Annotated in this window: 2 protein-coding genes; both read left to right on the forward strand. The window is 41.5% G+C overall.

What is annotated here, in order from left to right:
* A partial coding sequence (locus VM802_RS04680) for a hypothetical protein (protein ID WP_325528489.1) occupies positions 1-1033 on the forward strand: 1033 nt, incomplete at its 5' end.
* Positions 1023-1661, forward strand: coding sequence for a hypothetical protein (locus tag VM802_RS04685; protein WP_325528491.1), 639 nt, complete (start codon positions 1023-1025; stop codon positions 1659-1661). The genes VM802_RS04680 and VM802_RS04685, both read left to right, overlap by 11 nt.
* Positions 1662-2079 lie beyond the last annotated feature (418 nt).

Genomic DNA, 2079 nt, shown 5'->3' on the forward strand with positions numbered 1-2079 from the left:
AGAGCTGCGCGCGATTAAAGGTCTTCGTTTCTGGCAAATGTGGTTCCCTATCAAAACCAGTATTGGGAGGTACAGCGGCACACTCAACAATATTAATGCGGTGTTTGTGGATGATGAGCAACCCAAGACCAATCAGCATAAGTTATGGTTTGCTTCAACTGTAATACGATCCTATGCAGACTACAACGGCATGGCTTCCGTTATTGGCACGGGACAGGCTCCCTCCGGCCTTCGTATATTGCTGACTACTTTAAGCGCTCCGGGGGCTGGCTCAACACCCATGAACCGGCACCGGACCAATGCAGGCGCTATGCCCCAAAGTTTCATTGAATACTTTATTGCACAGCCAGGATTAAGTTCCTTATCGCAGCTTTTCAATTACCTGTATAACTCAAAATTGCTGGCGGGTGTGGACATATCTCTAAGTTATCATGTCCCCAACTGGGCCAGTTCTGACGCCAGGGAGGTAATTTACCATGAATTAACGCATGCTGCTCACTTCAACCGGGTTGGTCAGGTATGGTGGAATACCTTTGTTTATGCTGAAGCCGCAGAAACTGCTCGTTTTGGCTCTGGTGGTCAAAACAGTCCATATGGTGATGGTACCGCCGGGGATATTTCAAATTACATAGCACTTGCAGAAAGCTGGGCTTATCATATGGGGCATTTTATGACTGATATGACTTATGGTTATAATACTGTTGCTGTATCGTTTGCAAGAAGAGCATATTATAATAATTCACCAGTAGTAGGATTAAGCGCACATCTGAATGCTTTAGAAGACTATGATCCTCGCCGCCTTGATTACCCGTTCCAATGGATACCTTCGGGCTTGTATTATGATTTGTTAGATAATAGAGCAGATTTACAATATGTTACTGACAATGTTAATGGGTACACAAATCAGCAGATGTTCGCAGCATTGCAAAGCGATGTTTCGTCCATAATACAATTTAGAGATCGGCTACTCCTCAATAATGGTAACAATCAACAGTCCCAAGTAAAAACTTTATTTACAAGCTATGGCTATTAAATTTAAAATAACAATAGGATTATTACTTATCCATTTGTTTACTTGTTATACTACATGCAGAACCAATTGTGCAGGAGTGGATTTTTCATTCGCTATCGCTAACCGCATCTATCCAGACAAAGACAGTATTAATGTAGGAGATACTATCTGGATAGAAGTGGATGTACCGACACAGTTAACAGATTTAAAAACCAGTTCAGAAGTAGATTATTCCGGAGCCGTAAACCTGGGTAGTGCCATAGCGTTTCAAAAATTCGATGTTGGCAGCACAACCCAAACCGGATTGGTAGAGGCAGCGGAAGCATTTAAGACACATTTAGTATTTGGGGAGGTTATTGATAATTCAAAAACTCCTTTTGCAAAAAAAACAAAAGAATTCCGATTTCATGAGACTAACGGGCGGTATCGATTTAAGGCGGGGTTTATTGCTACAGAGAAAGGTGATTTTATGATTGGGCCAGGCGATGCAAATGGTGTATATCGGCAACAAGACAAATGCTCTAAGGCTAGTTTCACAATCACCATCGCAAACACCAACCAACACCTATATCTATTCCAAAACTTCCGACCAGATTATGTCTTAAGTGAATCTGATCGAAAGCATGCTTATTGTATGAGGGTAAAATAATATTTTCCCCAATAGCTTATTTTGATACTGGAACAGTATTATTAGAAGGATATTTGAATGAAAGCACTCAATTTTTCGTAGATAGATGTTATCATGTCTGCTAAAATTGCTGCTGGTGAAAAGAAAAATGAACACACCTCCACACAAATAAAAGCGCCTTATAAACAAATGTTTTTCTACTGAAGCCCGACAGGTGGCCCACCGTTGCAAAAACATTTGTTCATAAGGCGCAAGCCCGCGGCAGCGATACCTGGTTATACACTCCGCTTCTGCAAAACTACTCCTTCACCAAACAGGCGGCTACGCAAAACACGCATATTATTGCTTACTTTCTGTTGGGTGATCTTGGCGTAAATCTGTGTAGTACGGATGCTTTTATGGCCTAATAACTGGCTTACTGTTTCTATAGGCACGTCAT

This window comes from Chitinophaga sp., from assembly GCF_035538455.1.
In the GTDB taxonomy this organism is placed as follows: domain Bacteria; phylum Bacteroidota; class Bacteroidia; order Chitinophagales; family Chitinophagaceae; genus Chitinophaga.

What these genes read in the sequence shown, in the direction of transcription:
- VM802_RS04685 (WP_325528491.1), top strand. Translation starts at nt 1,023, where the DNA reads ATGGCTATTAAATTTAAAATAACAATAGGATTATTACTTATCCATTTG.